The 24336-nt window shown below is 72.3% G+C and carries 21 protein-coding genes; 12 read left to right on the top strand and 9 right to left on the bottom strand.

The features are described 5' to 3' along the window. Positions 1 to 262 precede the first annotated feature (262 nt). From ACQEVU_RS30795 to ACQEVU_RS30780, 4 genes are all read left to right on the top strand, one after another. Positions 263 to 3751, top strand: coding sequence for a galactose-binding domain-containing protein (locus tag ACQEVU_RS30795; protein WP_433329647.1), 3489 nt, complete (start codon positions 263 to 265; stop codon positions 3749 to 3751). Positions 3752 to 3837: 86 nt separating this feature from the next. Beyond that, positions 3838 to 4872, top strand: coding sequence for a LacI family DNA-binding transcriptional regulator (locus ACQEVU_RS30790; protein WP_433329645.1), 1035 nt, complete (start codon positions 3838 to 3840; stop codon positions 4870 to 4872). Between the two features lie 111 nt (positions 4873 to 4983). Further along, complete coding sequence (locus tag ACQEVU_RS30785) at positions 4984 to 5844, top strand: aminoglycoside phosphotransferase family protein (RefSeq protein ID WP_433329643.1); 861 nt, start codon at positions 4984 to 4986, stop codon at positions 5842 to 5844. Positions 5845 to 7044: 1200 nt separating this feature from the next. After that, positions 7045 to 7602 (top strand): DUF305 domain-containing protein, encoded by a 558-nt coding sequence (locus ACQEVU_RS30780; RefSeq protein WP_433329641.1) that lies wholly within the window; start codon positions 7045 to 7047, stop codon positions 7600 to 7602. A 28-nt stretch (positions 7603 to 7630) separates the two neighbouring features. Here ACQEVU_RS30780 and ACQEVU_RS30775 read toward each other — a convergent pair whose 3' ends face one another. Further along, a complete protein-coding gene (locus tag ACQEVU_RS30775; protein WP_433329639.1) occupies positions 7631 to 8851 on the bottom strand; it encodes an MFS transporter in 1221 nt (406 codons plus the stop codon). 82 nt (positions 8852 to 8933) lie between these two features. Between ACQEVU_RS30775 and ACQEVU_RS30770 the strand changes: the two genes are divergently transcribed. Next, positions 8934 to 9815 carry a LysR family transcriptional regulator gene (locus ACQEVU_RS30770; protein WP_433329637.1) on the top strand — a complete coding sequence of 294 codons (882 nt, stop codon included), beginning with the start codon at positions 8934 to 8936 and terminating at the stop codon, positions 9813 to 9815. Positions 9816 to 9873: 58 nt separating this feature from the next. On the opposite strand, the gene ACQEVU_RS30765 is transcribed toward ACQEVU_RS30770, so the two are convergent. The 3 genes from ACQEVU_RS30765 to ACQEVU_RS30755 are packed head-to-tail and all read right to left on the bottom strand — an operon-like array spanning position 9874 to position 11250. After that, the gene (locus tag ACQEVU_RS30765) at positions 9874 to 10314 is read right to left on the bottom strand and encodes a hypothetical protein (RefSeq protein WP_433329635.1); all 441 of its coding nucleotides are present in this window, start codon (positions 10312 to 10314) and stop codon (positions 9874 to 9876) included. After that, positions 10311 to 10931, bottom strand: coding sequence for a PadR family transcriptional regulator (locus tag ACQEVU_RS30760; protein ID WP_433329633.1), 621 nt, complete (start codon positions 10929 to 10931; stop codon positions 10311 to 10313). The genes ACQEVU_RS30765 and ACQEVU_RS30760 overlap by 4 nt, the downstream gene beginning before the upstream one ends. 40 nt (positions 10932 to 10971) lie before the next feature. Further along, positions 10972 to 11250 carry a hypothetical protein gene (locus ACQEVU_RS30755; RefSeq protein WP_433329631.1) on the bottom strand — a complete coding sequence of 93 codons (279 nt, stop codon included), beginning with the start codon at positions 11248 to 11250 and terminating at the stop codon, positions 10972 to 10974. A gap of 319 nt (positions 11251 to 11569) precedes the next feature. Here ACQEVU_RS30755 and ACQEVU_RS30750 point away from each other — a divergent pair, with 319 nt between their 5' ends. The 3 genes from ACQEVU_RS30750 to ACQEVU_RS30740 all read left to right on the top strand — a co-directional run bounded on the left by ACQEVU_RS30750 (position 11570) and on the right by ACQEVU_RS30740 (position 15158). Then, positions 11570 to 12133: an ATP-binding cassette domain-containing protein gene (locus ACQEVU_RS30750; RefSeq protein ID WP_433329629.1), complete on the top strand. Its 564-nt coding sequence runs from the start codon at positions 11570 to 11572 to the stop codon at positions 12131 to 12133. Beyond that, on the top strand, positions 12130 to 14247 hold the full coding sequence (locus tag ACQEVU_RS30745) for a YhgE/Pip family protein (protein ID WP_433329627.1): 2118 nt from the start codon (positions 12130 to 12132) through the stop codon (positions 14245 to 14247). The genes ACQEVU_RS30750 and ACQEVU_RS30745 overlap by 4 nt, the downstream gene beginning before the upstream one ends. A 374-nt stretch (positions 14248 to 14621) precedes the next feature. After that, positions 14622 to 15158, top strand: a complete 537-nt coding sequence (locus ACQEVU_RS30740) for a TetR/AcrR family transcriptional regulator (protein ID WP_433335146.1) — start codon at positions 14622 to 14624, stop codon at positions 15156 to 15158. A 263-nt stretch (positions 15159 to 15421) separates the two neighbouring features. On the opposite strand, the gene ACQEVU_RS30735 is transcribed toward ACQEVU_RS30740, so the two are convergent. The 4 genes from ACQEVU_RS30735 to ACQEVU_RS30720 form a co-directional block, all read right to left on the bottom strand. Next, positions 15422 to 15982, bottom strand: coding sequence for a DinB family protein (locus ACQEVU_RS30735; RefSeq protein WP_433329625.1), 561 nt, complete (start codon positions 15980 to 15982; stop codon positions 15422 to 15424). Between the two features lie 7 nt (positions 15983 to 15989). After that, complete coding sequence (locus tag ACQEVU_RS30730; protein ID WP_433329624.1) at positions 15990 to 16973, bottom strand: NAD-dependent epimerase/dehydratase family protein; 984 nt, start codon at positions 16971 to 16973, stop codon at positions 15990 to 15992. 128 nt (positions 16974 to 17101) lie between these two features. Next, positions 17102 to 17524, bottom strand: coding sequence for a cold-shock protein (locus tag ACQEVU_RS30725; protein ID WP_433329622.1), 423 nt, complete (start codon positions 17522 to 17524; stop codon positions 17102 to 17104). Between the two features lie 30 nt (positions 17525 to 17554). Next, positions 17555 to 18949 (bottom strand): acyl-CoA synthetase, encoded by a 1395-nt coding sequence (locus tag ACQEVU_RS30720; RefSeq protein ID WP_433329620.1) that lies wholly within the window; start codon positions 18947 to 18949, stop codon positions 17555 to 17557. A gap of 197 nt (positions 18950 to 19146) precedes the next feature. Between ACQEVU_RS30720 and chvE the strand changes: the two genes are divergently transcribed. The 3 genes from chvE to mmsB are packed head-to-tail and all read left to right on the top strand — an operon-like array spanning position 19147 to position 23102. Further along, complete coding sequence (chvE, locus tag ACQEVU_RS30715; RefSeq protein ID WP_433329618.1) at positions 19147 to 20277, top strand: multiple monosaccharide ABC transporter substrate-binding protein; 1131 nt, start codon at positions 19147 to 19149, stop codon at positions 20275 to 20277. A gap of 60 nt (positions 20278 to 20337) precedes the next feature. Continuing rightward, positions 20338 to 21870 carry a multiple monosaccharide ABC transporter ATP-binding protein gene (gene mmsA, locus ACQEVU_RS30710; protein ID WP_433329616.1) on the top strand — a complete coding sequence of 511 codons (1533 nt, stop codon included), beginning with the start codon at positions 20338 to 20340 and terminating at the stop codon, positions 21868 to 21870. An 8-nt stretch (positions 21871 to 21878) separates the two neighbouring features. After that, positions 21879 to 23102: a multiple monosaccharide ABC transporter permease gene (gene mmsB / locus ACQEVU_RS30705; protein WP_433329614.1), complete on the top strand. Its 1224-nt coding sequence runs from the start codon at positions 21879 to 21881 to the stop codon at positions 23100 to 23102. On the opposite strand, the gene ACQEVU_RS30700 is transcribed toward mmsB, so the two are convergent. Beyond that, complete coding sequence (locus ACQEVU_RS30700) at positions 23099 to 23836, bottom strand: alpha/beta fold hydrolase (protein ID WP_433329612.1); 738 nt, start codon at positions 23834 to 23836, stop codon at positions 23099 to 23101. The genes mmsB and ACQEVU_RS30700 overlap by 4 nt on opposite strands. Before the next feature lie 55 nt (positions 23837 to 23891). Here ACQEVU_RS30700 and ACQEVU_RS30695 point away from each other — a divergent pair, with 55 nt between their 5' ends. Then, a complete protein-coding gene (locus ACQEVU_RS30695) occupies positions 23892 to 24299 on the top strand; it encodes a MarR family winged helix-turn-helix transcriptional regulator (RefSeq protein WP_433329610.1) in 408 nt (135 codons plus the stop codon). The last annotated feature ends 37 nt before the right edge of the window (positions 24300 to 24336 follow it).

Here is a 24336-nt window from a genome sequence, read left to right as displayed (position 1 = left end):
TATCACCCCGTGTCGAAGTCGTCACTGTGAGGGAAGGCTTGGAGAGCGCTCTCCAAGCCGCGTGACCAGACTGCGACGTGCCGTGGCCGGGTGTCAAGGTCGGTGGCGGGGCGAATCCCGGCGTACCGGATGAAATGGGGTTGGGACGGTATCGAGGACACTTGACACGGCCGAAACCGCGGGGCAACACTGCGAACCACTGGAGAGCGCTCTCCAAACCGCCGTCCGCGCTCTCCCACACCCCTGCAGCAAGGAGCCCCTCGTGCATCCGGCGCACACGTCCAGCCCCAGAGCAATCGGATCGGGCTGGCGGAAACTGCTCAGCTCGCGATGGCGCATCGCCCTAGTGGTCGCCGTCGTCGCCGCCGTCGCTGTCGTGGTCGCGCCGTTCGCGCGCGCCGCCGACAGCCTCATCTCCCAAGGCAAACCCGTCACCGCCTCCTCGGTGCAGTCCGACGACCTGGCCGCCAGCTACGTCAACGACGGCAACGACGGGACCCGCTGGGGCAGCCAGTGGAGCGACCCGCAGTGGATCCGCATCGACCTCGGCGCGACCGCCACGATCAGCCAGGTCACGCTGCAGTGGGAGGGCGCCTACGGCAAGGCCTTCCAGATCCAGACCTCGGCCGACGACCAGAACTGGACGAACATCTACTCGACCACGACCGGCGCCGGCGGCAACCAGACGCTGAGCGTCACCGGCAGCGGCCGGTACGTGCGCATGTACGGCACCGCCCGCGGCAGCGGCTACGGCTACTCGCTGTACGAGTTCAAGGTGTACGGCTCGTTCACCGGCACCAACCCGAGCGCGGGCGCCTGCAACACCGCGAACAACGTCGCGCAGGGCAAGCCCTCCAGCGCCTCCTCGCAGGAGGGCGCCGGCACCGCCGCGCAGTACGCGTTCGACGGCGACGCCAACACCCGCTGGAGCAGCCAGTTCAGCGACCCGCAGTGGATCCAGGTCGACCTCGGCTCGACCCAGTCGATCTGCCAGGTGGTCCTGCAGTGGGAGGCCGCCTACGGCAAGGCGTTCCAGATCCAGACGTCGGCCAACGGCACCGCGTGGACCGACGTGTACTCCACCAGCACCGGCACCGGCGGCACGCAGACCATCCCGGTGACCGGCAGCGGCCGCTACGTGCGCATGTACGGCACCGCGCGCCCGGGCGGGTACGGCTACTCGCTGTTCGAGTTCAAGGTGTACACCGGCGGCGGCACCACCCCGCCGACCTCGCCGAGCTCGACCCCGAGCACGTCGACGTCACCGACGCCGGACCCCGGCTGGACCACGGTCTGGCAGGACACCTTCGACGGCGCCGCCAACACGTCGCCCTCGGCGACGAACTGGCTCATGCGCACCGGCACGCAGTTCCCGGGCGGGGCGGCCAACTGGGGCACCGGTGAGGTGGAGACCGCCAGCAACAGCACGGCCAACGTGTACCTCGACGGGGCCGGCAAGCTCAACATCAAGGCCATCCGCGACGGGGCCGGCAACTGGACCTCGGGCCGCCTGGAGACCCAGCGCACCGACTTCCAGGCCAACGCGGGCGAGCAGGTGAAGTTCACCGCGCTGGTCAAGCAGCCCGACGTCGCCAACGGCGCCGGCTACTGGCCGGGCTTCCGGGCCACGGGCGCGGCGTACCGCGGCAACTTCAACAACTGGCCGGGCGTCGGCGAGACCGACATCATGACCGACGTCAACGGCCGCAGCCAGCTGTCGCAGACCCTGCACTGCGGCACCGCGCCGGACGGGCCCTGCGGGGAGTACAACGGCCGCAGCTCCGGGCTGGCCAGCTGCACCGGCTGCCAGACCGGCTACCACGAGTACACCCAGGTGATCGACCGGACGAAGACCGACGAGGAGATCCGCTTCTACCTCGACGGCAAGCAGTCCTGGGTCGTGCGGGAGAGCCAGGTCGGCGTGACCGCGTGGAACGCCGCCGTGCACCACGGCTTCTACCTGCGCTTCGACCTGTCCATCGGCGGCTCGCTGCCCAACGCGGTCGCCGGCTTCACCACCCCGACGCCCAACACCACCTCCGGCGGCATCCTCTCCGTCGACTCGGTGACGGTGTCGAAGGCGACCGGCACCGCGCCGGCGGCGATGACCGACCCGGCCACCCCGGCCGGCCCGAGCGTGGTCAAGGTGACCGGCAGCCAGGGCAACTGGCAGCTGCAGGTCGGCGGCCAGCCGTGGGAGGTCCGCGGCCTGACCTACGGCCCGCCGCAGGGCGCCGCCGACGGGTACATGCGCGACCTGCACAACATGGGCGTCAACACGGTGCGCACCTGGGGCGTCGACGACGCGCAGACCCCGGAGCTGCTCAACCGGGCCGCGCAGCAGGGCATCAAGGTGATCGTCGGGCACTGGCTCAACCAGGGCGCCGACTACGTCAACGACACCACGTACAAGAACAACACCAAGACCGAGATCGTCAACCGGGTCAACGCCCTCAAGAACTACTCGGGCGTGCTCATGTGGGACGTCGGCAACGAGGTCATCCTCACCATGCAGGACCACGGCCTGTCCGCCGCCGACGTCGAGGCGCGCCGGGTGGCGTACGCCAAGTACGTCGACGAGCTCGCCGTGGCCATCCACGCCGCCGACCCGAACCACCCGGTCACCTCGACCGACGCCTACACCGGCGCGTGGCCCTACTACAAGAACTACTCGCCGCACCTGGACCTGCTGGCCGTGAACTCCTACGGCGCGATCGGCAACGTCAAGCAGGACTGGATCAACGGCGGGTACACCAAGCCGTACGTCGTCACCGAGGCCGGCCCGTCCGGCGAGTGGGAGGTCCCCAACGACGTCAACGGCGTGCCGAACGAGCCGACCGACCTGCAGAAGCGCGACGGGTACACCGCCAGCTGGAACGCCATCAAGTCCCACCCGGGCGTGGCCCTCGGCGCCACCGAGTTCCACTACGGCCTGGAGAACGACTTCGGCGGCGTGTGGCTCAACACCTACGGCGGCGGCTGGCGCCGGCTGGGCTACGGTGCGCTGAAGCAGGCGTACTCCGGCTCGCCGCTTCCCAACACCGCGCCGCAGATCACCGCGATGACGGTCAGCAACCAGACCGCGGTGCCGGCGGGCAGCCAGTTCACGGTGAACGTCGCCGCGACCGACCCCAACGGCGACACGATCCGCTACAACATGATGGCCAGCGACAAGTACATCAGCGGCGGCACCGGCTTCCGCAACGTGAACTTCACGCAGAACGGCAGCACGTTCACGGTGACCGCGCCGGAGACGCTGGGCGTGTGGAAGATCTACGTGTACGCGTTCGACGGCCAGGGCAACGTCGGCATCGAGACCCGCTCCTTCAAGGTCGTGGCGCCGTCGATCCCGGGCACGAACATCGCGCTGAACAAGACGGTGACGGCCTCCAGCTACCAGCCCACCGGCACCAACGGCCCGCAGCTGCCCTCGTACGCCACGGACGGCAACTACGGCACCCGCTGGGCCAGTGAGTGGGTCGACACCGCCTGGTGCACGGTGGACCTCGGCAGCAAGCAGACCTTCAACAAGGTGTTCCTCGCCTGGGAGGCCGCGTACGCGAAGAGCTACCAGATCCAGGTTTCCGACGACAATGCCAACTGGACGACGATCTACTCGACCACGGCCGGCGAAGGCGGGTTCGACGACATCAACGTCAGCGGCAACGCGCGGTACGTGCGGATGAACGGCCAGGTCCGCGCGACCACGTACGGATACTCGCTCTGGGAGTTCGGCGTCTACCGGTCATAACGGTTCTGCGGTTGTTGTTTGCTGAAAGCGCTCTCCGGGCTCACGCTCGGAGAGCGCTTTCCGATGTCGTGCTATAAAAGCGCGTGATGAGCGAAAAACGGCGACCGACCCTGGAGGACGTCGCGGAGGCCGCGGGCGTGTCCCGGGCCACCGTGTCGCGGGTCATCAACGGCGTGCGCAACGTCGACCCGAAGCTGCACGAGATCGTGTGGCAGGCCGTCGACGCCACCGGCTACGTCCCGAACCGGGCCGCCCGCTCGCTCGTCACCCGGCGCAGCGGCACGGTCGCGCTGGTCGTCTCCGACGCCGTGTCCCACGACGACGACCCGTTCATGCGCCGCTTCTTCGCCGACCCGTTCTTCGGCCGCATCGTCGGCGGCGTCATGAGCGAGCTGCGCCCGAAGGGCATCCAGCTGGCCCTGCAGATCGTCGGCACCCAGGAGGCCCGCACCCGCCTCGTCGGCGACCTCGGCCAGGGCCAGGCCGACGGCGCCGTGGTCCTGTCGCTGCACCCGGACGACACGCTCCCGCAGCAGCTGTGCGACGCCGGCATCGCCGCCGCCCTGGTCGGCCGCCCCGCACAGCCGGTGCCCATCTCGTACGTCGACCTGGCCAACGACGCCGGCGGCGCCCTGGCCGCCGAGCGCCTGCTGGAGCGCGGCTGCGCCCGCCTGGGCATGATCACGGGCCCCGCGCACGTGCCGGCTTCGCAGGACCGCCTGACGGGCTTCCGCCAGGCCCTGGCCCGCCACGGCCACGCGTGGTTCCCGACGGTGGAGGGCGGCTTCACGTACGAGTCCGGCGAGACCGCGATGCTCGAGCTCATGACCCGCCACCCCGACCTCGACGGCGTCTTCGTCGCCAACGACCTCATGGCCCTGGGCGCCCTGATGACCCTGCGCACGCGGGACCTGCGGGTCCCCGAGGACGTCGCGGTGATCGGCTTCGACGACAGCAGCGCCGCCCTGGACGCCCGCCCGCAGCTGACCACGGTCCGCCACCCGCTGGAGGACATGGCCGCCGAGGCCACCCGCCTGGTCCTGGCCCGCATCGACGACCCCGCCCTGCGCGTGGAGTCGGTCATCTTCGACCCGAAACTCGTCATCCGCCAGTCCGCGTAGGGACGCGGTCACGGCGGGTAGTTTCGCAAGATCGACTTTTTTCGGGTCCTGTAGGCTGAGAGGAGAAATAAGCGGAACCCTCGCCGGCCACGCCTTTGGCATGCTGCCCGGGTGAACGCGGACATCTTCATCGACGCCGCCCTGGCGCGGCACCTGCTTCGCACCCAGCACCCGGACCTCGACGGCGACCTGACCCTGGTCGCCAGCGGCTGGGACAACGTCATCTACCGCCTCGGCGACGACCTGGCGGTGCGCCTGCCGCGCCGCGAGGTCGCCGCCGACCTGATCGTCCACGAGCAGCGCTGGCTGCCCTCGCTGTCCCGGTCGCTCCCGGCGGCGGTGCCGGCCCCGCTGCGGGTGGGCACCCCGTCGGAGGACTTCCCATGGCCGTGGAGCGTGACGCCGTGGCTGCCCGGGACGCCCGTGTCGTCGCTCGACGTCGCCTCGCGCGCCACGTTCGCGACCGAGCTGGCCGCATTCCACAACGCGCTGCACGTCCCCGCCCCCGCGGACGCCCCGTCGAACCCGGTCCGCGGCGTCGCCCTCTCGACCCGCTCGGCGGCGATGGCGGAGCGCTTCGCCACGGGCCGCGTGCCGCTCGGGCTGCGGGCGCTGTGGGACGAGCTGGTCGCGGTGCCCGGCTGGGCCGGCCCGCCGGTCTGGGTGCATGGGGACCCGCATCCCGGGAACCTGCTGGCGTTCGACGACGGGCGGCTGGCGGCGGTGCTGGACTTCGGGGACCTCACGGCGGGGGACCCGGCCACCGATCTGGCCGCGGCGTGGCTGGTGTTCGACGGGCGGGCGCGGGCCGCGTACCGGGCGGCGCTCGGGGCGCGCGTCGACGAGGACACGTGGCGGCGGGGGCGGGGGTGGGCGCTGAACATCGGTGCGGCGCTGGCGGCGGACGCGGGCGGGACGGCGGAGATGGCTGCGATCGCTGAACATGCGTTGCGCGAGGTGGCCGCGTCCTGAGGCTTGCGGCGTCGCGTGCCCTGAGGGTTGCGGCGTCCCTGCTCTGGGCTTGCGGCGTCGCGAGCCCTGGCGCGCCCGGCGTCCGTGCGTGCGCGGCCTGGCCGGGCTTTGGGCCGTGCGGCGTGGCGGGGCCCAGGGTGTGCGGCGTGGCCGGGCTTTGGGCCGCGCGGCGTGCGTGCGCGGCGTGGCGTGGCGGGGCCCAGGGTGTGCGGCGTGGCCGGGCTTTGGGCCGCGCGGCGTGCGTGCGCGGCGTGGCGGGGCCCAGGGTGCGCGGCGTGGCCGGGCCTCGGCCATCTGTGCCGCGCCGGTTCGGCCGCTGGGGATGCCGGGATGGCGATTGTGGCCGTAGGGCCCTATGCGAAAAACGGCCCTTGCGCCGGCCGCGCGCCGTCGCGGCCGGGATCGCCTCCGCCGGGCGCGCGCCGTCGCGGCCGGGATCGCCTCCGCCGGGCGCGCGCCGTCGCGGCCGGGATCGCCTCCGCCGGGCGCGCGCCGTCGCGGCCGGGATCGCCTCCGCCGGGCGCGCGCCGTCGCGGCCGGGATCGCCTCTGCCGGCCGCGTCCGGCGCCGCGCTCGCCGGCGGCGTCGGCTCTCACGGTGCGGCCGGCGCCGCGGGCGTTCGGGTCCGAAAGGGGCGCAGGGGTCGCGCGCCGCGACGCTGTGGCGGCACGCGGCGCGAGGTGGGGGAGAGCGCTCTCCCATGATCGATGGGTGGTTGACACGGGCGCGGGCGGGCGGGAGACTTTGTGCATATGGAGAGCGCTCTCCAATGGGTCGGGTGCCGGCGGAGTGCGCTTTCCGGGCGGCCAGCACAGCGGGCCAGCGGGCTCGACGGGGGCTGACTGGGTCGCCAGGCCGGGGTTGTGCGTTTGCGGGACAAGGGTTGTTCGGGTCGGTCATCCAGGCGGGGGCTGCCCTGAGCGACGCGGTGTCTCCGGGCGGGGACACGCGCATGCGCACGCCGGCCGGGCGCGAGCCGTCCGTGGCGGTGACCGGGTTGGGGTCGCCGCCGCCGGGCCGCGGCGGTCCAATGGGGCTCTGGGCGCCTCGGGCCGCCGCGGGCTTGGCGACGGCGGGCATCCGGTCGGGGGTCACCTTCGACGACAGCCGGGCCGGGCTGGTGACCGCCGGCTACGTCGGGCCGCCTGGACCAGGAACGCCACACGGAATGCACGACTTACCCGGAAAGGCCCCACCGCCATGAGGCCGTTGCCGTTGTTGCTCGCCGCTGTCCTGCTCGCGACCGGTGGATGTGCCGGTCCCGCCGCCGACTCGAGCGCGCCCGCCAAGCCGAACCCCGTCGCCGCGACCGACTTCGGGGGTACCGACATGGCCTGGGTCGAGCTCATGATCCCGATGGACGAGCAGCTGCTGCCCGTCCTCGACCTCGTACGCGAGCGGGCCGCCGACCCGGCCCTCGTCGCCGTCGCCGGGGACCTCCGCGGGGTCTACGACGGCGAGCTGCCCCAGTTGCGCGCCCTCTCCGACCGGGCCGGGCTGCCCTCCGACAGCCCGCACAAGGGGCACAATATGCCGGGGCTCGTCGACGCCGACACCCTTGCGGCGCTGAAGGCCGACTCCGGGGCCTCGTTCGAGCGGCGGGCCGTGACCTGCCTGCGCGAGCACCTCGACCAGCTGGCGAGCCTGGCCGCCTCCGAGATCGCCAACGGCATCAGCCCGGCCGTGAAGGCCCTTGCGCAGAAGGTGCAGCAGTCCCGCGGCGCCGCCGGGGCGCGGCTGCCTCACGTCACGGCCTGACCAACCCGGCAAGGCGGCCGCGCGAAAGTCAAGGCCGCAGCAGGGGGCGGCTGACGGCCGCGGACAGGGCGATGATCGCGGCGGCGAAGCCGAGCAGCGCGACCGGAGCGCTCACCGTCTGCGTGAGCACGCCCAGGCCGAGGACCGGGACGGCCAGGCCGAGGTACCCGCCGAGGAACAGCCCGGCCAGGGCCTCGCCGCGCACGGCGGGCGGGGCCAGGTCGACGACGGTGGAGATCGCGCCCTTGAGCAGCGCGCCCGCGCCGCCGCCGGCCACCACGCCGCCGGCCAGGAACGCCGGGAGCGACTCCGCCCACACCGCGGCCGTCAGCGTCACCAGGCCGAGCACGACCAGGGCCAGGCCGGCGGCGAGCTGGGTGCGGGTGGTGCGGCGGCGCAGCAGTACCTGAGCCAGCGCGCCGCTGCCGAACACCATCGACGCCACCGCCCCGGCCAGCGCGCGCGACGGGTGGTGCAGCGTGCCGGCGACGAAGGCCGGCGCCAGGGAGGTGAACAGGCCCAGCACCGACAGCGACGCGAACGCGCCGGTGGCCGCGGCGAAGTAGCGCGGGCGGGCGGCGGGCGGGACGTTGACCCGCTGCGGGCGGTAGCGGCGCGGCTGCGGGGTGACGGTTTCCGGTACCACCGCCACCGCCAGCGCGGCGAGGAGCAGCAGTGCCAGGAAGACCAGATACGGCGTGTGCAGCGGGCCGGAGACGTACTGGGCCAGCAGGCCCGACGTCACCGGGCCGATCGCGAAGCCGCCCAGGTTCGCCACCGTCGCGACCAGGTCGCCGCGGGTGCGGCCGGCGCCGGGGCGGGCGGCGGCGTGCAGCTCCGACAGGTGGGCCGTGGCCGTCGCGGTGATCATGCCGATGCCCAGGCCCGACAGGACCCGGGCGACGATCACGACGCCGAGGCCGGTCGAGGTCAGGAACAGCGTCGCCGCGACGGCCTCGAGCAGGACCGCCGGCAGCAGCACGCGGCGGCGGCCCAGCCAGTCCGAGACGTGCCCGGCGAGGAAGAGGCTCGCGATGACGCCGAACGCGTACGCCGCGAACGCGATCGTCACGGCGATCGTCGAGTAGCCGTCGTGGCGCTGGTACAGCGCCCACAGCGGCGTCGGCACCACGGTGAACGCCAGCGACACGGCGAACGCGAGCGCGATCGCCCAGAAGCCCTGCTCATGGCTGAGGCGGCGGTCGCGGACGGGCCCCGGCGCCGCCGGGCGGGACATCACAGTGGTCATCATGCGAGATTGCCCCGCCGGCATCAGCACCGACAACGAATGTTTGTGTTGATGACCATCACGAAATGCGATGATGCCCCCTGTGGAGCTGCGGCATCTGGTGTACTTCGTGACGGTCGCCGAGGAGCGAAACTTCACGAGAGCGGCGCAGCGCCTGCGCGTCGTGCAGTCCGGGGTGTCCGCGGCCGTGCGCGCCCTGGAGCGCGAGCTCGGCGCGAGCCTGTTCGAGCGCAGCTCGCAGCGGGTGGACCTGACGGATGCCGGCGCCGCCCTGCTCCCGGCCGCGCGGGCCACGATCGACGCCGCCCAGGCCGCCCGCGACGCCGTGGCCGAGGTGCGCGGCGGCCTGCGCGGCACGCTGCGCATCGGCACCCTGATCTCGGTCGGCTTCGTCGACCTGCCCGGGCTGCTGGGCCGGTTCCGGGCCGAGCACCCGGCGGTCGACCTGCGCCTGCGCGCGGCCCCGACCGGCTCGGCCGGGCTCGCCGCCGACCTGCTCGACGGCGGCCTCGACGTGGCGTTCCTGTCGCTGTCGGGGCGCGCGCCGGCCGGACTGTCGGTGCGCACCCTGGCGGCCGAGCCGATCGTCGCGGTACTGCCGGCCGCCCATCCGCTGGCAACGCGCGACCGGCTGACGCTGGCGGACCTGGCCGATGAGCCGTTCGTGGACTCCCCGCCCGGGTACGGCAACCGCACCGAGGTCGACCGCGGCTTCGCCGCCGCCGGGCTGCGCCGGCGGGTGGCGCTGGAGGTGGCCGACATCGCGACCGTGCGCGAGTACGTGCGGGAAGGCCTCGGGGTGGCCCTCATCCCACGGTTCTCGGTGCCGGACGAGCCCGGGCTGCGGGTCCTGCCGGTCGAGGCGCGGCTGCGCTGGACCTTCGCGGTGGCCACGGCCGCGGCGCGCACGCCGAGCGCCGCGCTACGCGCGCTGCTGGCCCTGGTCGACGACTTCCGGCGTTAGCCGGCCGATGCGCGGGCCAGGGGTGGCGACGGCCGCGGCGCGCACGCCGAGCGCCGCGCTACGCGCGCTGCTGGCCCTGGTCGACGACTTCCGGCGTTAGCCGGCCGGTGCGCGGGCCCGCCGTGGCGACCAGGCACAGCACCGACAGGGCCAGCGCGATCGGGCCCATCAGGTAGTTCTCCCAGCGGCTCGGCGAGGCGAAGTTCGCCAGCGCGCTCAGCGCGAGCAGCACGCCGAGCACGCGGGCGGCCCACCGGTGCGCGGGCGGCGCCGGCCGGGCGCGCCGGCCGTACGTGAACAGCGTCAGCGCGGCGCCCGCCATGAACAGGGCCGACGCGGCGCTGCCGGCGCGCAGGCCGGCGGGCAGCACGGTGTACGCGCCGCCCCACGCGGCGTGGCCCAGCGGGGCGCCGAGCGCGAGGGCCACCTGGAACGCGGCGACGCCGGCGAGTCCGGCGGCGGCCGCCGAGGCCGTCCAGCCCGAGCGGGTGTCGGTCACGACGCTCCTTCGGGAAGATCACGGGGCCCGTCCTCGGCGAGGCGGGCCAGGCGCCGGCTGAGGCGTTCGGCGGCCGGGGACGGCCCCTCGAGGTCGGCGCGCAGGTCGCGCAGCCAGTCGAGCTCGGCCGCGACGTGCCGGATGCCGTTCTCGAGGGTCGCGGCGGCCATCACCCGGTCCGCGGCGTCCGGCCCCTGCAGCGCGGCGACGCTCTGGCCGGCGATCGCCCGCAGCACCTCGAGCCGCTCGGCGGCGGCCGCGATCCGGGCGTCGAGCAGCGCGGCCCGACCGGCGGCGGGCAGCCGGCCGGCGAAGAAGAGCTTGAGCAGGAACGGCTCGTGCACGGGCGGCGGCTCGTCCGGCGCGGCGAGCCACGCGTCGAGCTCACCCCGGCCGGCCGCGGTGATGTGGTGCTCCTTGCGATCCGGCCGGCCGTCCTGGGCGACGGCCACCACCTCGGCGAGGCCGTCGCGGTGCAGCTGGTTGAGGGTGCGGTAGATCTGCGCCTGATCGGCGCTCCAGAAGTGCTGGACGCTCGCGTCGAAGTACTTCTTGAGGTCGTACCCGGTCAGCGGGCGCAGCGCGAGAAACCCGAGGATCGCGTGGCGCAGGGACACGCGTACGACACTATATGACAGGTCCTATATGAGACAAGTCCTATGAGTGGGCGGCGCACGCGGTGCGGGGCGCGGCCATGGCGCGGCGCCTGGAGTACACCGCGTTCACCGTCGCGATCGCCCAGCGCATGCGCGCGACCGCCACCTCGGGGTGGTCGCCGAACTCGCCGGCCACGCACGCGGCGCAGCCGCGCGGGCCCAGGCGGGCGAACGTCTCGGCCACCGCGCGGCGAACCGCGGCGGCCTCTGGGGTCTCCGATGACTGCACACTCGAGACGAACAGCGCCTCGGCGCGCGCCGCCGCCAATACGTTTGGCATCTGGCACCTCCTGGCTGTACCCGGCTGAGCACCACCGTATGAACGGGGAGCGATCAGCCGCATCCGGGGCGATCCCCGGCACCTCCCTGAACCCGGGACCCTGACGCCTCTCATCCGGCCGCGTTGCAAGGTCCACCTTCAGTAGAGCACCGTGCGGCAAGCGGAAATACACCGGGTCACCGGGCATCTGGCCGTTGTCGTCGAGGCCGCGGCCACGCGCGCCGGGGCGTGAGGCCGGACACAAAGCGGGTTCTGGAATAGCGGTCGCGCCGTGCGATGTTTTTAGACTGACTGGTCAGTTCAAACTTGGGAGGCTGTCGTGGCCGATGAGGTGCTCGTCGCCGAGGGGCTCGGGGCCCGCACGCGGCGCGGGTGGGTGTTCCGGGACGTCGACCTGGTCGTGGAGCCCGGGGAGTTCGTGACGTTGTCGGGGGCGAGCGGCAGTGGGCGTACGTCGCTGCTGCTCGCCCTCGCCGGGCACTTCAGGACCAGCGAGGGGACCGTCCGGCGTACGGCGAAGGGGGCGCTCGGCTACGTGGCCGGGGTCAACGCGCCCGAGCCGGGGCTCAGCGTGGTCGAGCACGTCGAGGAGCGGCTCGTGCTGCTCGGGCGCGCGTCCTGGTCGCCTCCCAAGCGTCGGCGGCAGGCGCTCGAGCGGCTTCAGGGAGTACACCTGAAGCCCGAAACCCTCGGCAGGGACCTCGACCCGCTGGGGGCGCAGCTGCTGTGCCTGGCGCTGGCGCGGGTCAACGAGCCCGGCATCATCTTCGCCGACGACGTCGACAGTGGACTGTCCGAAGTGGAGCGCGAGACCCTCGTCGCGGCGCTGCGGGAGAGCGGGGCGGCCGTGGTCGTCACCGCGCGCGAGGAGGTGGCGGCGTGAACCTCTTCGAGCTGCGGCGGTTCTTCCGGGCGCCGATCACCGTCGCGGCGCTCGTCGTGCTGGCCCTCATCCCGCTGCTTTATGGGGCGCTGTACCTGTGGGCGTTCTGGGACCCGTACGGCAACATGCGCCACATCCCTGTCGCCATCGTCAACGCCGACAAGCCCGCCCGCGCCGCCGACGGCAGCACGCTCAACGCCGGGAAGGACCTCGCCGACGAGCTGCAGCGGCGCGACGTGTTCGGGTGGCAGCCGGCCACCGCGGAGCAGGCCCGCAAGGGGCTCGAGGACGGGCGGTACCAGCTCGTCTTCCAGATCCCCGCGGACTTCTCGGCGTCGCTGGTCACGCCGCCCGACCCGGCCGCGGCGCCCGAGCGGGGGCGGCTGCTCGTCGTCAACGACGACGCCACCAACTACCTGTCGGGGCAGCTGTCCCGCAGCGTGTTCAGCGAGGTGCGGGCCGGCGCTTCCGGGACGGCGGCGCGGCAGTACTTCGACCGCATGCTCATCGGGTTCACCGACCTCAAGTCGCAGACGCAGCGGGCCGCCGACGGCGCCTCGCAGCTCGCGTCCGGCGCCGCCGACGCGCGGGGCGGAGCCGGCGACCTCGCCGACGGGGCGGACCGGGCCCAGTCCGGAGCCGGCCGGCTCGACCAGGGGCTCGCGCAGGCGACGGCCGGGTCGAAGCAGCTGTACGACGGGCTCGTCGCCCTCGACGCCGGCGCCGCGCAGCTCGCCGACGGCACCGCGCAGGCCGCGGCCGGCGGGCGGCTGCTCGCCGGGAAGGTCGACGCCGCCGCCGACAAGGTCGAGCCGGCGCTGCGCGACAACGCCGAGCTCATCGCCGAGTCCGCGAACGCCATCGCCGACGGGGCCGACCTCATCGTGCAGCACCTCGACGCGCTGCCGGCCCTGGCCCGCAAGGCCGCGCAGGCGCACGCGGACCTGGTGGCGCTGGGGGAGCGGTACCCGGACATCACCTCCAGCGCCGAGTACAAGGCGGCGCTGTCGGCCGCCGAGGCGGCGCAGGAGCTGCAGGCCCGCCTCGACACCGGCGACCTCGACGCGCTGCGCGACCAGATGGCCGCCGTCGCCAGGACGGCCCGGCAGGTGGCGCAGGCCGCCCCGCACCTGGCCGACGACGTCGCCGCCGCGCGGGCACAGGTCGACGCCCTCGCCACCGGGCTCGACCGGCTGGCCGGCGGGGCCGAGAAGCTGCACACCGGGACCGGCTCGGCGGTGAGCGGCGCCCGCGACCTCAACGGCGGGCTGTACCGGCTCTCGACCGGCGCCCGGCAGCTCGACGCCGGCCTCGGCACGCTCGCCGACGGCGGGCACCGGCTCGCGGCCGGCCTCGCCGACCTGGGCGACGGGGCCACGCGCCTGGCCGACGGGCTGGCGGACGGGCCGTCGAAGATTCCCGGGTACGACCCGGACACGCGCGCCGAGCGGGCCGGCGTCCTCGGCGACCCGGTGGCGTTGCAGCGCGACACGCAGCACCCGGCGGCGACGTACGGGGCCGGTTTCGCGCCGTACTTCCTCGGCCTGGCGCTGTGGGTCGGCGCGATGATCAGCTACATGGTGCTGCGCCCGCTGACCCGCCGCCACCTCGTCTCCGGCGCCCGCCCGCACCGGGCCGCCCTCGCCGGCTGGCTGCCGGCGCTGCTCATCGGCGTCGTGCAGGCGGCGGCGCTGTTCCTGGTGGTGCGCTTCGCGCTGGGCCTGCGCCCGGCGCATCCGTGGGGCATGTTCGGGTACCTGTGCCTGACCGCGGTCGCGTTCACCGCGCTGGTGCAGTGGTTCGGTGCCCGGCTGGGCCCCGCGGGCCGGCTCGTGGCCCTGGCGGTGCTGATGCTGCAGCTGACGTCGTCGGGCGGGACGTACCCGATCGAGACGACGCCCGCGTTCCTGCAGGCGGTCCACCCGTTCCTGCCGATGACGTACGTCGTGTCGGGCCTGCGGCACCTCGTCAACGGCGGCCCGGGCGGTACGGTGCTGACCGGGGTGCTCGTGCTCGCGGGCTTCGCCGCTGCGGCGTTCGCGTTGACGACGCTCGCCGCGTGGCGGGGGCGCCGGCTGACCCCGTCGAAGCTGCACCCGGACCTGGTCATGTGATTGGAGGGCGCGCCGTGCCCGACGGCCCCACTCGCCGAGGCGTCGCGCCCGACGGCTCCGCCCGGCCGGGCGTCGTGCCCGACGGTTCCACCCGCCGAGGCGCTGTGCCCGACGGCCCCACTCGCCGAGGCGTCGTGCCCGACGGCCCCGCCACGCCGGGCGCTGCAGCAGGCGACCCTGCGTCGCAGGGCGGTGCGGCAGGCGGCTCCCGCCGCCGGGGCGCTGTGGCCGGCGAGTCCGCCGCGCCGGGCGCCGTGCCGGAGGGTCGCGACCCGCGGGGCGCCGCGCCGGAAAGTCACGGCCCGCGGGGTGCGGCGGCGGACGGCCGCACTCGCCGCCGCGACGACACCAAGCAGCGGCTCTACGACGCCGCGATGGAGCTGATCGCCGAGCACGGCTTCTCCGCCACGACCGTCGACGACATCGCGGTCGCGGCCGGGGTGGCGAAGGGCACCGTGTACTACAACTTCCCGTCGAAGAACGCGCTCTTCGAGGCGCTGCTGCGGCACGGCGTCGGCCTGCTCACGGCCGACTTCCGGGCCGCGGTGGCCGGCGCGGGCACGCCGCCGGAGCAGGCGGTGGGGCTGATCCGGGCGGAGCTGGCGTACATCCAGCGGCACCGCTCGTTCGCCCAGCTGCTGCTGTCCGAGATGTGGCGCACCAACCGGGAGTGGCACCAGACGCTGCAGCTGCTGCGCGGGGAGGCGGTCGGGGTCATCGCCGAGGTGCTGGGGCGCGGGGTCGAGGAAGGGTACTTCGACCGCGAGCTCGACGTGCGGATGGCCGCCGCCGCGTTGTTCGGGGTGTGTCTCGTCGTGGCCGTGGACTGGCTGGTGTTCGAGCCCGACCGGTCGCTGGAGGCGGTGCAGGAGTCGCTCATCGCCGTCATCCGAGCTCGCGTCGGGATTTGAGAACTGGGGTCACGCAAGTCGCTCGTCGCCGTCATCCGCGCACGCGTCGGGATTTGAGAACTGAGGTCAAGCAAGTCGCTCATCATCTGAGAACTGGGGTCAAGCAAGAACGTTCGCGCCTCGGCCTTCATTGCGACTGGGGGCGTCGGGGCTGCCGGAGCCGTGGGACGAGGGGACCCGGGTCGCGGCGCCCCCCTTCCTGCTTGACCCTACACGCACCCGAAAAATCGATCTCTGCGCCGAACGCGGACCGTGAGCGAGCGTCACCCAGCGTCGCGGGCGGCCTGTTCCAGGCGGGCGAGGTGGTCGGGGGCGATGGGGAGGACGTTGGAGCGGTCGGGGCGCCAGCCCGTCGCGCCGTCGATGAGTTCGCGGACGATGTCGGCGTGGCCGCCGTGGCGGTCGGTCTCGGCGATCATGTGGATCAGGATCTGGTGCAGCGTCACGTCGGCCGTTTCCGGGCGCCACCACGGGACGCGGCCGGGGGCGTCGAGGTCCAGCGCCTCGATCGTGGCGTCCGAGTGGGACCAGACGCGCCGGTACAGGCCGACGATGTCCTCGCGGGACTGGTCCGGGGTCGCCCACATGTCGGCGTTGGCCTCGGCGTCATCGTCGATCCACGGCAGCGGCTCCGGGAACGGGCGGCCGAACGTGGCGCCGAAGTAGCCGGCCTCGACCGAGGCGACGTGCTTGACCAGGCCGAGCAGGTTGGTGCCGGTCGGGACCAAAGGGCGGCGGATGTCGTACTCCGACAGGCCCTCCAGCTTCCACACCAGGTTGTCGCGGCCGAGTTGCAGGTATCGCTGCAGGTGCGCCTTGGACATGACGGGCTCAGGCCGGCCGGTAGCGGGCGACGAGGTCGTCCATGACCTTGTCGAGGCGCTCGTCGATGATCTGGCGGGACGGGTCCTCGTCGAACCAGGCGACGATCTCGCGGGCGCCGCGGTGGAACGGGATGGTGGCGACGTACTCCGGGACGAGGGCCTTCACCTTGGTGTTGTCGAAGACCATCGAGTGGGCCTTGTCGCCGAGCAGGCCGGCGCCCCACTCGGGGTCGGCGGCGGCGATCGCGTCGGACGGGACGTGGACGATCTTCGCGGTGGTGCCGAGCGCGGCGGCCATGTGCTCGGCGATCTGGTTCCACGTCAGGACGTCGTCGCCGGTGATCTGGAAGACGTCGCCGATTGCGCGGGGGTGGCCCAGCAGCGGCACGAACGCCCGGGCGAAGTCCTCGTGGTGGGTCAGCGTCCACAGCGAGGTGCCGTCGCCGTGCACCACGATCTCCTTGCCGGCGCGCATGCGGGCCGGGACCGTCCAGCCGCCGTCGAACGGCACGAGGGTCCGGTCGTAGGTGTGCGAGGGGCGCACGATGGTCGCCGGGAAGCCCTCGTCGCGGTACACCTTCACGAGGAGGTCCTCGCAGGCGATCTTGTCGCGGCTGTACTGCCAGTAGGGGTTGCGCAGCGGCGAGGACTCGACGACGGGCAGCCGCGCCGGCGGGGTCTGGTAGGCCGAGGCCGAGCTGATGAAGACATACTGCCCGGTGCGGCCGCGGAACAGCTCGATGTCGGTGTGGACGTGCTCGGTGGTGAACGCCACCCAGTCGACGACGGCGTCGAACGCGTGCCCGGCGATCGCCTCGCGCACGGATCCGGCGTCGCGGATGTCGGCCCGCAGCACCGTCGCCGCCTCCGGCAGCGGGCGCAGGTGCGACTCGCCGCGGTTGAGCACATACAGGTCGATGCCGCGCTCAACGGCCAGCCGGGAACAGGCGGAGCTGATGATCCCGGAGCCGCCGATGAACAGGACCTTCACGAGACCACCAAACGAACGGAGCCGCCGATGAACAGGACCTTCACGAGACCACCAAACGAACGGAGCCGCCGATGAACAGGGCCTTCACCAGGCCACCAAAGGAACGGGGGCGCCGATGAACTGCACCTTCACGATTCCACCCAACCATGGCTGCGAGCGAACTGGACGAGATGCTGGCGGGCCTGCGCGATCTGGCTGCCGGTCAGCGAGGGCACGTGCTGGATGAGCAGCTCGGTCACCTCGGCGGTGAACTCGCGGCTGGACAGGACGTCGCACAGACCGTCGTCCTCGTGCGGGGTCGGCGCCGAGGCGAACGGTGAGGCGGGGGCGCGGCGCGAGGGGGCCGGGCTGTCGAGGATGCGCACCGAGGCGACCTTCAGCCCGCGCTCGCCCTCCTCGACCTCGTACTCGACCCGCATCCCGGGATGCACCAGGTGCCGCTGGTCGCCGAAGTCGTTGGCGTGCACGAAGACGTCCTCGCCGCCTGCGTTCGGCGCGATGAAGCCGTAGCCCCGGACCTCGTCGAACCGCAGAATCCTGCCCGTCTCCACCGCGAACCACCACCCACCGAAACGTCCGGCCTACAGCATAGGGGCCTGGAGCCGCTTCTTCTGCACCTTGCCCATGGCGTTGCGGGGCAGGGCGTCGAGGAAGTGCACGACCCGTGGGCGCTTGTGCACGTTGAGCTGCGCGGCCACGAAGTCGACGAGCTCGCGCTCGGTGACCGGGGCCGCGGGCACCACGAAAGCGGTGACGGTCTCGCCGAGGTCGTCGTCGGGCACCCCCACGACCGCCACCTCGCGCACCGCCGGGTGGGCCAGCAGCGCGTCCTCGACCTCGCCGGCGCCGATGCGGTACCCGCCGCTCTTGATGAGGTCGGTGGAGGCGCGCCCGACGATGCGGTGCCAGCCGTCGGGCGCGATGCGCGCGAGGTCGCCGGTGCGGAACCAGCCGTCCGGGGTGCGGGCGGACCCGGCCGGCTGCCCGCGGTACCGCCGCAGCAGCATGGGCCCGTCGACCCACAGCTCGCCGATGGTCTCGCCGTCGCGGGCGACGTCGGTGCCGTCCTCGCCGACGAGCCGGGTGCGCACGCCCGCCACGGGGACGCCGACCTGGCCGGGGCGGCGCTCGCCGTCGGCGCGGCTGGAGATCGTGATGAGCGTTTCGGTCATGCCGTAGCGCTCGACCGGGCGGTGGCCGGTGAGCGCGAAGAGGCGCTCGAAGACCGGGGCGGGCAGCGGGGCGCTGCCGGAGACCAGCAGCCGCGCGGGGCGCAGGGCGCGGGCGGCGGCGGGCTCCTGGCAGATCCGCGACCAGACCGTGGGCACGCCGAAGTAGAGGGTGCCGCGGGCGGCGGCGTAGGCGGCCGGGTGCGGGCGGCCGGTGTGCGTCAGCGGCGAGCCGTGCCGCAGGGCGCCGAGCACGCCGAGGACCAGGCCGTGGACGTGGAACAGGGGCAGGCCGTGCACGAGCCGGTCCTCGGGCGTCCAGGCCCAGGCCTCGGCGAGGGCGTCCAGCCCGGCCTCGACGGCGCCGTGCGTGAGTTCGACGCCCTTGGGGCTTCCGGTGGTACCGCTGGTGTACATCACGAGCGCGACCGCACCCGCGTCCGGCGCGGCGAATCCGGCGCCGGAGCGGCGGGACACGTCGACCGGCACCGCGCCGGGGTACCGGTCCGGGCGGTTGCCGAGCGTGACGGCCGCGCCGGAGTCGCGCAGGATGTGCTCGCGCTCGGCCGGCCCGGCGTCGGCGGGCACCGGCACGACGGCCGCGCCGGCCATCAGGGCGCCGGTGACCGCGACGACGGTCTCCAGCGTCGCGGTGGCGTCGACCGCGACGGTGGCGGCACCCTGCACGTCGCCGGCGACCGCGGCGGCGGCGCTGTGTAACCGCTCGGCGGACAGGCCGCGATCGTTCACACTGACAGCGGGTTCATGGTCGGTACCGCGGGCGTGCAGACCCTTGAGCAGGCGCATGGGCCCCATCGTCACACGAGCGTAGGGTGTGGAAACGGCCGGATCACGATCCGATCGCTCGTCTTGACACCCCTCTTTGTGAGCGTTAACACTGTGGCGGCAACGCCCCAGCAATATCTTCGAAATCGAGTCGGTGGCACCGTTCACACCCTTAACGCCCGCCCGCCGACCGCTGCACGCTGCCCTGAGGGGGAGAAGTGAAGTTTGCACGCATCGCCGCTTCGGCGATTGGCCTCGCGGTCGCATTCAGCATGGCCGCCTGTGGTTCCTCCGAGAAGACGGCCGACAAGGACGCCAACGCTCCCGCCGGTGCCGCCGGCGCCCTCGTGGGCGTCACCATGCCGACCAAGTCGTCGGAGCGGTGGATCGCCGACGGCAACAACGTCAAGGCGGCGCTGGAGAAGCTCGGCTACAAGGTCGACCTGCAGTACGCCGAGAACGACATCCCGACCCAGGTCAACCAGATCGAGAACCAGATCACCAAGGGTGCCAAGCTGCTGATCATCGCCTCGATCGACGGCACCGCGATCACCACGCAGCTGCAGGAGGCGGCCGACAAGCACATCCCGGTCATCGCCTACGACCGGCTGATCCGCAACTCGCCGAACGTCGACTACTACGCGACCTTCGACAACTACAAGGTCGGCGTGCAGCAGGCCACCTCGCTGCTGGTGGGCCTCGGCCTGAAGAAGGAGGACGGCTCCGACGGCACCGCCCAGGGCCCGTTCAACATCGAGCTGTTCGCCGGGTCGCCCGACGACAACAACGCGACCTTCTTCTTCAACGGCGCGATGGACACGCTCAAGCCGTACATCGACAAGGGCACCCTCGTGGTGAAGAGCGGCGAGAAGGACTTCAAGACCGTCGCGATCCTGCGCTGGGACCCGGCGACGGCCCAGAAGCGCATGGAGGACCTGATCACCAAGGCGTACAACGGCGGCGCCAAGGTCCAGGGCATCCTGTCGCCGTACGACGGCCTGTCGATCGGCATCCTCTCGGCGCTCAAGAGCGCCGGCTACGGCACCGGCGGCCAGCCGTACCCGATCGTCACCGGCCAGGACGCCGAGGTCGCGTCGGTCAAGTCGATCATCGCGGGCGAGCAGTACGCGACGATCTACAAGGACACCCGCAAGCTCGCCGACGTCACCGTCAAGATGGGCGACGCGGTGCTCAAGGGCGGCAAGCCCGAGGTGAACAACACCAAGGACTACGACAACGGCAAGAAGGTCGTTCCCTCCTACCTGCTCGAGCCGGTCGTGGTGTACAAGTCGAACTACAAGACGGTGCTGATCGACGGCGGCTACTACACCGCCGACCAGCTCAAGTAACGGCGTGCCGCCGGGGGCCTCTCGCAGGCCCCCGGCGGCGACCTTCAGGAAGAGAACGGCATGACCGAGGCGCTCCTGCAGATGCGGGGCATCACCAAGACGTTCCCGGGCGTGAAGGCCCTGGACGACGTCAACCTCACCGTGCGCCGCGGCGAGATCCACGCCATCTGCGGGGAGAACGGCGCCGGCAAGTCGACCCTCATGAAGGTCCTGTCCGGCGTGTACGGCCACGGCACCTACGAGGGCGAGATCCTCTTCGAGGGCGAGCCCTGCCACTTCGGCGGCATCCGGGACTCGGAGCGGCGCGGGATCGTCATCATCCACCAGGAGCTGGCGCTCATCCCGTACCTGTCGATCGCCGAGAACATCTTCCTGGGCAACGAGCGGGTCGGCCGCGGCCTCATCGACTGGAACCGGACCAACGCAGACGCGGGGAAGCTGCTGGACCGGGTCGGGCTGCACGAGAACCCGGTCACGCCGGCCATGGACCTCGGCGTCGGCAAGCAGCAGCTGGTCGAGATCGCCAAGGCGCTGTCCAAGGAGGTGCGGCTGCTGATCCTCGACGAGCCGACCGCGGCGCTCAACGACGAGGACTCCGCGCACCTGCTGGGCCTGCTGCGCGGCCTGCGCGACCAGGGCGTCACCTGCGTGATCATCTCGCACAAGCTCAACGAGATCGAGGCGATCGCCGACTCCACGACGATCCTGCGCGACGGGCGGACCATCGAGACGCTCGACATGCACGCGCCGGGCGGGGTCAGCGAGGACCGCATCATCGCCGGCATGGTCGGCCGCGACCTCGAGCACCGGTTCCCGCCGCACACGCCGAAGATCGGCGAGGAGGTGCTGCGGATCGAGAACTGGACCGTGCACTCGCCGACCCAGCATGGGCGCACGGTCGTCGACAACGCCTCGCTGACGCTGCGGGCCGGTGAGATCGTCGGGCTGGCCGGGCTGATGGGCGCCGGGCGCACGGAGCTCGCGATGAGCGTCTTCGGGCGCAGCTACGGCGTCGACATCACCGGCCAGGTGTACAAGCACGGGCGGCCGATCCAGGTGCGCTCGGTGCAGGAGGCCATCGCGCACGGCATCGCCTACGCGACCGAGGACCGCAAGCGCTACGGGCTCAACCTCATCGAGGACATCCAGCGCAACGTCTCCGGCGCCGCCCTGGGCAAGCTGTCCAGGGGCGGATGGGTCGACGACAACCGGGAGTTCCAGGTCGCCGAGCAGTACCGCGGCAGCCTCAACATCAAGGCCAGGAGCGTCGGCACCGTCACCGGCACGCTGTCCGGCGGCAACCAGCAGAAGGTCGTGCTGGCCAAGTGGATCTTCACGGACCCCGACGTGCTGATCCTCGACGAGCCGACCCGCGGCATCGACGTCGGCGCGAAGTACGAGATCTACACGATCATCAATCAGCTCGCCGACCAGGGCAAGGCGATCCTCGTCATCTCCTCCGAGCTGCCCGAGCTGCTCGGCATCTGCGACCGGATCTATGCCCTGTCCGCCGGCCGCATCACCGGCTCGGTCGAGCGCGCCGAGTTTTCTCCGGAGCGGCTGATGCGGCTCATGACCAGGATCAAGGAGTAACCCGTCCCATGACCACAGTGGTCGAACCCGCGGTCGAGCCGACCGTCACGCCACCGACCCGGTTCTCGGTGAACCTGCGTCAGAGCGGCATCTACATCGCCTTCGCCGCCATCGTCGTGTTCTTCACGATCCTGACCGACGGGTCGCTGCTCGAGCCGCAGAACCTCTCGAACATGGTCATCCAGAACTCGTACGTCCTGATCCTGGCGATCGGGATGATCCTCATCATCATCGCCGGGCACATCGACCTGTCCGCGGGCTCGGTCGTCGCCGTCACCGGCGCGCTCGCCGCGGTGCTCATGGTCAAGGCGGACATCCCCTGGCCGCTGGCGATCGTGGTCACGCTGCTGGCCGGCGCGGCGATCGGGGCGTGGCAGGGCTTCTGGATCGCGTACTTCGGGATCCCGGCCTTCATCGTCACGCTCGCCGGCATGCTCATCTTCCGCGCCCTCACCATGACGACGCTGGGCAACCAGGGCATCGGCCCCTTCGCCGAGGACGTGCGCACCCTGTCCAACGGCTTCATCCCGGGCTTCCTGAACAACGTCGGCCTCGGCCCGCTGGGCGGCGCCGACCTGTTCACCCTGATCGTGGGCATCGCCACGGTCGTCGGCATCGTCGCGGTGCAGTGGCGGGCCCGCCGCGGCCGCATCGGCTACGGCCAGGCCGTCGACTCGCTGCCGGTCTTCTGGGCCAAGCTCGCCGGTGCCTCGCTCGTGCTCATGTTCGTCATCGTGCAGCTGGCCCGGTTCAAGAACCTGCCGTGGGTGCTCGTCCTGCTGGCGGTGCTCGTGCTGACGTACACCCTGATCTCCCAGCGCACCGTCTTCGGCCGGCACATCTACGCCGTCGGCGGCAACCTGCAGGCGGCGAACCTCTCCGGCGTGAAGGTCAAGCAGGTCACGTTCTGGATCTTCGTCAACATGGGCGTGCTGTCGGCGATCGCCGGCATCATCTTCGCCGGCCGGCTCAACCTGGCCGGCCCGACCGCCGGCAACGCCTTCGAGCTCGACGCGATCGCGGCGGCGTTCATCGGCGGCGCGGCGGTGCAGGGCGGCGTCGGCAAGGTCGTCGGCGCCATCACCGGCGGCCTCATCATGGCCGTCATCAGCAACGGCATGTCCCTGAACAGCGAGCCGCCGGAGCGCGTGATGCTCGTCAAGGGCATCGTCCTGCTGGCCGCGGTCGCCTTCGACGTGTGGGCGAAGCGCCGCGCGGGCCGCGCCCGCTAGAAGCTTTCCTCGGGTGTCTGGTAAACGGTGCGGGGATGGGTAGCCTTCGGGGCGTCGGCGACCCATCCCCGCACCACCTCCAGCAGCGCCTCCGGGCTCTCGATCTGCGGCAGGTGCCCGGTGCGGGGCAGCACCACGAACCGCGCTGAGGGAATCGCCTCGGCCAGGGCCCGCCCGTAGCCGGCGTCCGCGATCCCGTCGCTGTCGCCCCACACCACAAGAGCCGGCACCTGTACGGCACCGAGCCGCTCCCGCAGCGTCGGGTCCACCATCGACGGCTCGCCCGCGTAGACGGCGAGCGCCGCCCGGTTGCCGGCCATCTTCGCGGGATCGACCCGGAACGTGCCCGGCCGGTAGTAGCTGGCCGCCGCGACCTGCTCGGGCGTCATGCTGAAGAAGTCCGCGACGGGATGCCCCGCCACCTCGATCCCCACCGCGTCGACGAGCACGACCCGCCGCACGTTCGGCGGGTTCAGCAGCGCGAGCTCGGCCGCGATCCACCCCCCGATCGAGTTCCCGATCACGGTGACGTCCTCGAGCTCCTCGATCTGTTCCCGGTAGTACGCCGCCAGCGCCCGGACGGTCCCGATGTGCTCGGGCCGCTCGGTCCCGTCAAACCCCGGGTGGGTCGGCGCGAGCACCCGCGCCCCGGTCTCGGCCGCCAGCATCTCGGCGAACGCCGCAACGGACTGCGGCCCGGCCCCGCCATGCAGGATCAGGTATGTCTTCATCATATCAGGAACCTTATATCAGCATGTTGATATCAGCAACCTGAGATACGCTGGACGCATGACGAGGGCACTGTCGGAGATCGGCCTGTCGATCAAGCGCCTGCAGATGCGCCACCACCGCGAGGCCAACGCGGCACTGGCCCCGCTGGGCGTGAGCCTGGTGCAGTGGGACGCCCTGCGCCACCTGCACCGCAACCCGGACGCGTCGCTGCACGACCTGGCCCAGCTGACCTTCCAGACGGACCAGTCCTTCGGCACGCTGGCCGCTCGGATGATCGACCGCGGCCTGATCGAACGCGTCCCCGGCCCCGGCCGTGCCGTCCACCACCGCCTGACCGAGAAGGGCGACGCCCTGCGCGAGGAGGGCCAGCGCATCTTGAACGGCGTCCTGGAGCGCTCCTTCGCCCCCCTGACGCAGGACCAGCTGGCCGCCCTCGACGAGATCCTGCTACGCCTCCTGCCCTAACCCCTGAAACAGCGCGCCGATGCGCCGCGCGAGACGC

The sequence above is a fragment of the Dactylosporangium sp. CA-139066 genome (assembly GCF_050936175.1).
GTDB lineage: Bacteria > Actinomycetota > Actinomycetes > Mycobacteriales > Micromonosporaceae > Dactylosporangium.
This window is presented reverse-complemented; position numbering and strand designations above follow the sequence as displayed.

Bases quoted from the DNA above. Each gene is read 5' to 3' on its own strand.
- ACQEVU_RS30790 (WP_433329645.1), top strand. From the start codon at position 3,838: ATGAGCGAAAAACGGCGACCGACCCTGGAGGACGTCGCGGAGGCCGCG.
- ACQEVU_RS30780 (WP_433329641.1), top strand. From the start codon at position 7,045: ATGAGGCCGTTGCCGTTGTTGCTCGCCGCTGTCCTGCTCGCGACCGGT.
- ACQEVU_RS30700 (WP_433329612.1), bottom strand. From the start codon at position 23,836: ATGATGAAGACATACCTGATCCTGCATGGCGGGGCCGGGCCGCAGTCC.
- ACQEVU_RS30755 (WP_433329631.1), bottom strand. From the start codon at position 11,250: ATGCCAAACGTATTGGCGGCGGCGCGCGCCGAGGCGCTGTTCGTCTCG.
- ACQEVU_RS30735 (WP_433329625.1), bottom strand. From the start codon at position 15,982: ATGTCCAAGGCGCACCTGCAGCGATACCTGCAACTCGGCCGCGACAAC.
- ACQEVU_RS30775 (WP_433329639.1), bottom strand. From the start codon at position 8,851: ATGACCACTGTGATGTCCCGCCCGGCGGCGCCGGGGCCCGTCCGCGAC.
- mmsA (WP_433329616.1), top strand. From the start codon at position 20,338: ATGACCGAGGCGCTCCTGCAGATGCGGGGCATCACCAAGACGTTCCCG.
- ACQEVU_RS30695 (WP_433329610.1), top strand. From the start codon at position 23,892: ATGACGAGGGCACTGTCGGAGATCGGCCTGTCGATCAAGCGCCTGCAG.
- ACQEVU_RS30720 (WP_433329620.1), bottom strand. From the start codon at position 18,949: ATGCGCCTGCTCAAGGGTCTGCACGCCCGCGGTACCGACCATGAACCC.
- mmsB (WP_433329614.1), top strand. From the start codon at position 21,879: ATGACCACAGTGGTCGAACCCGCGGTCGAGCCGACCGTCACGCCACCG.
- ACQEVU_RS30740 (WP_433335146.1), top strand. From the start codon at position 14,622: ATGGAGCTGATCGCCGAGCACGGCTTCTCCGCCACGACCGTCGACGAC.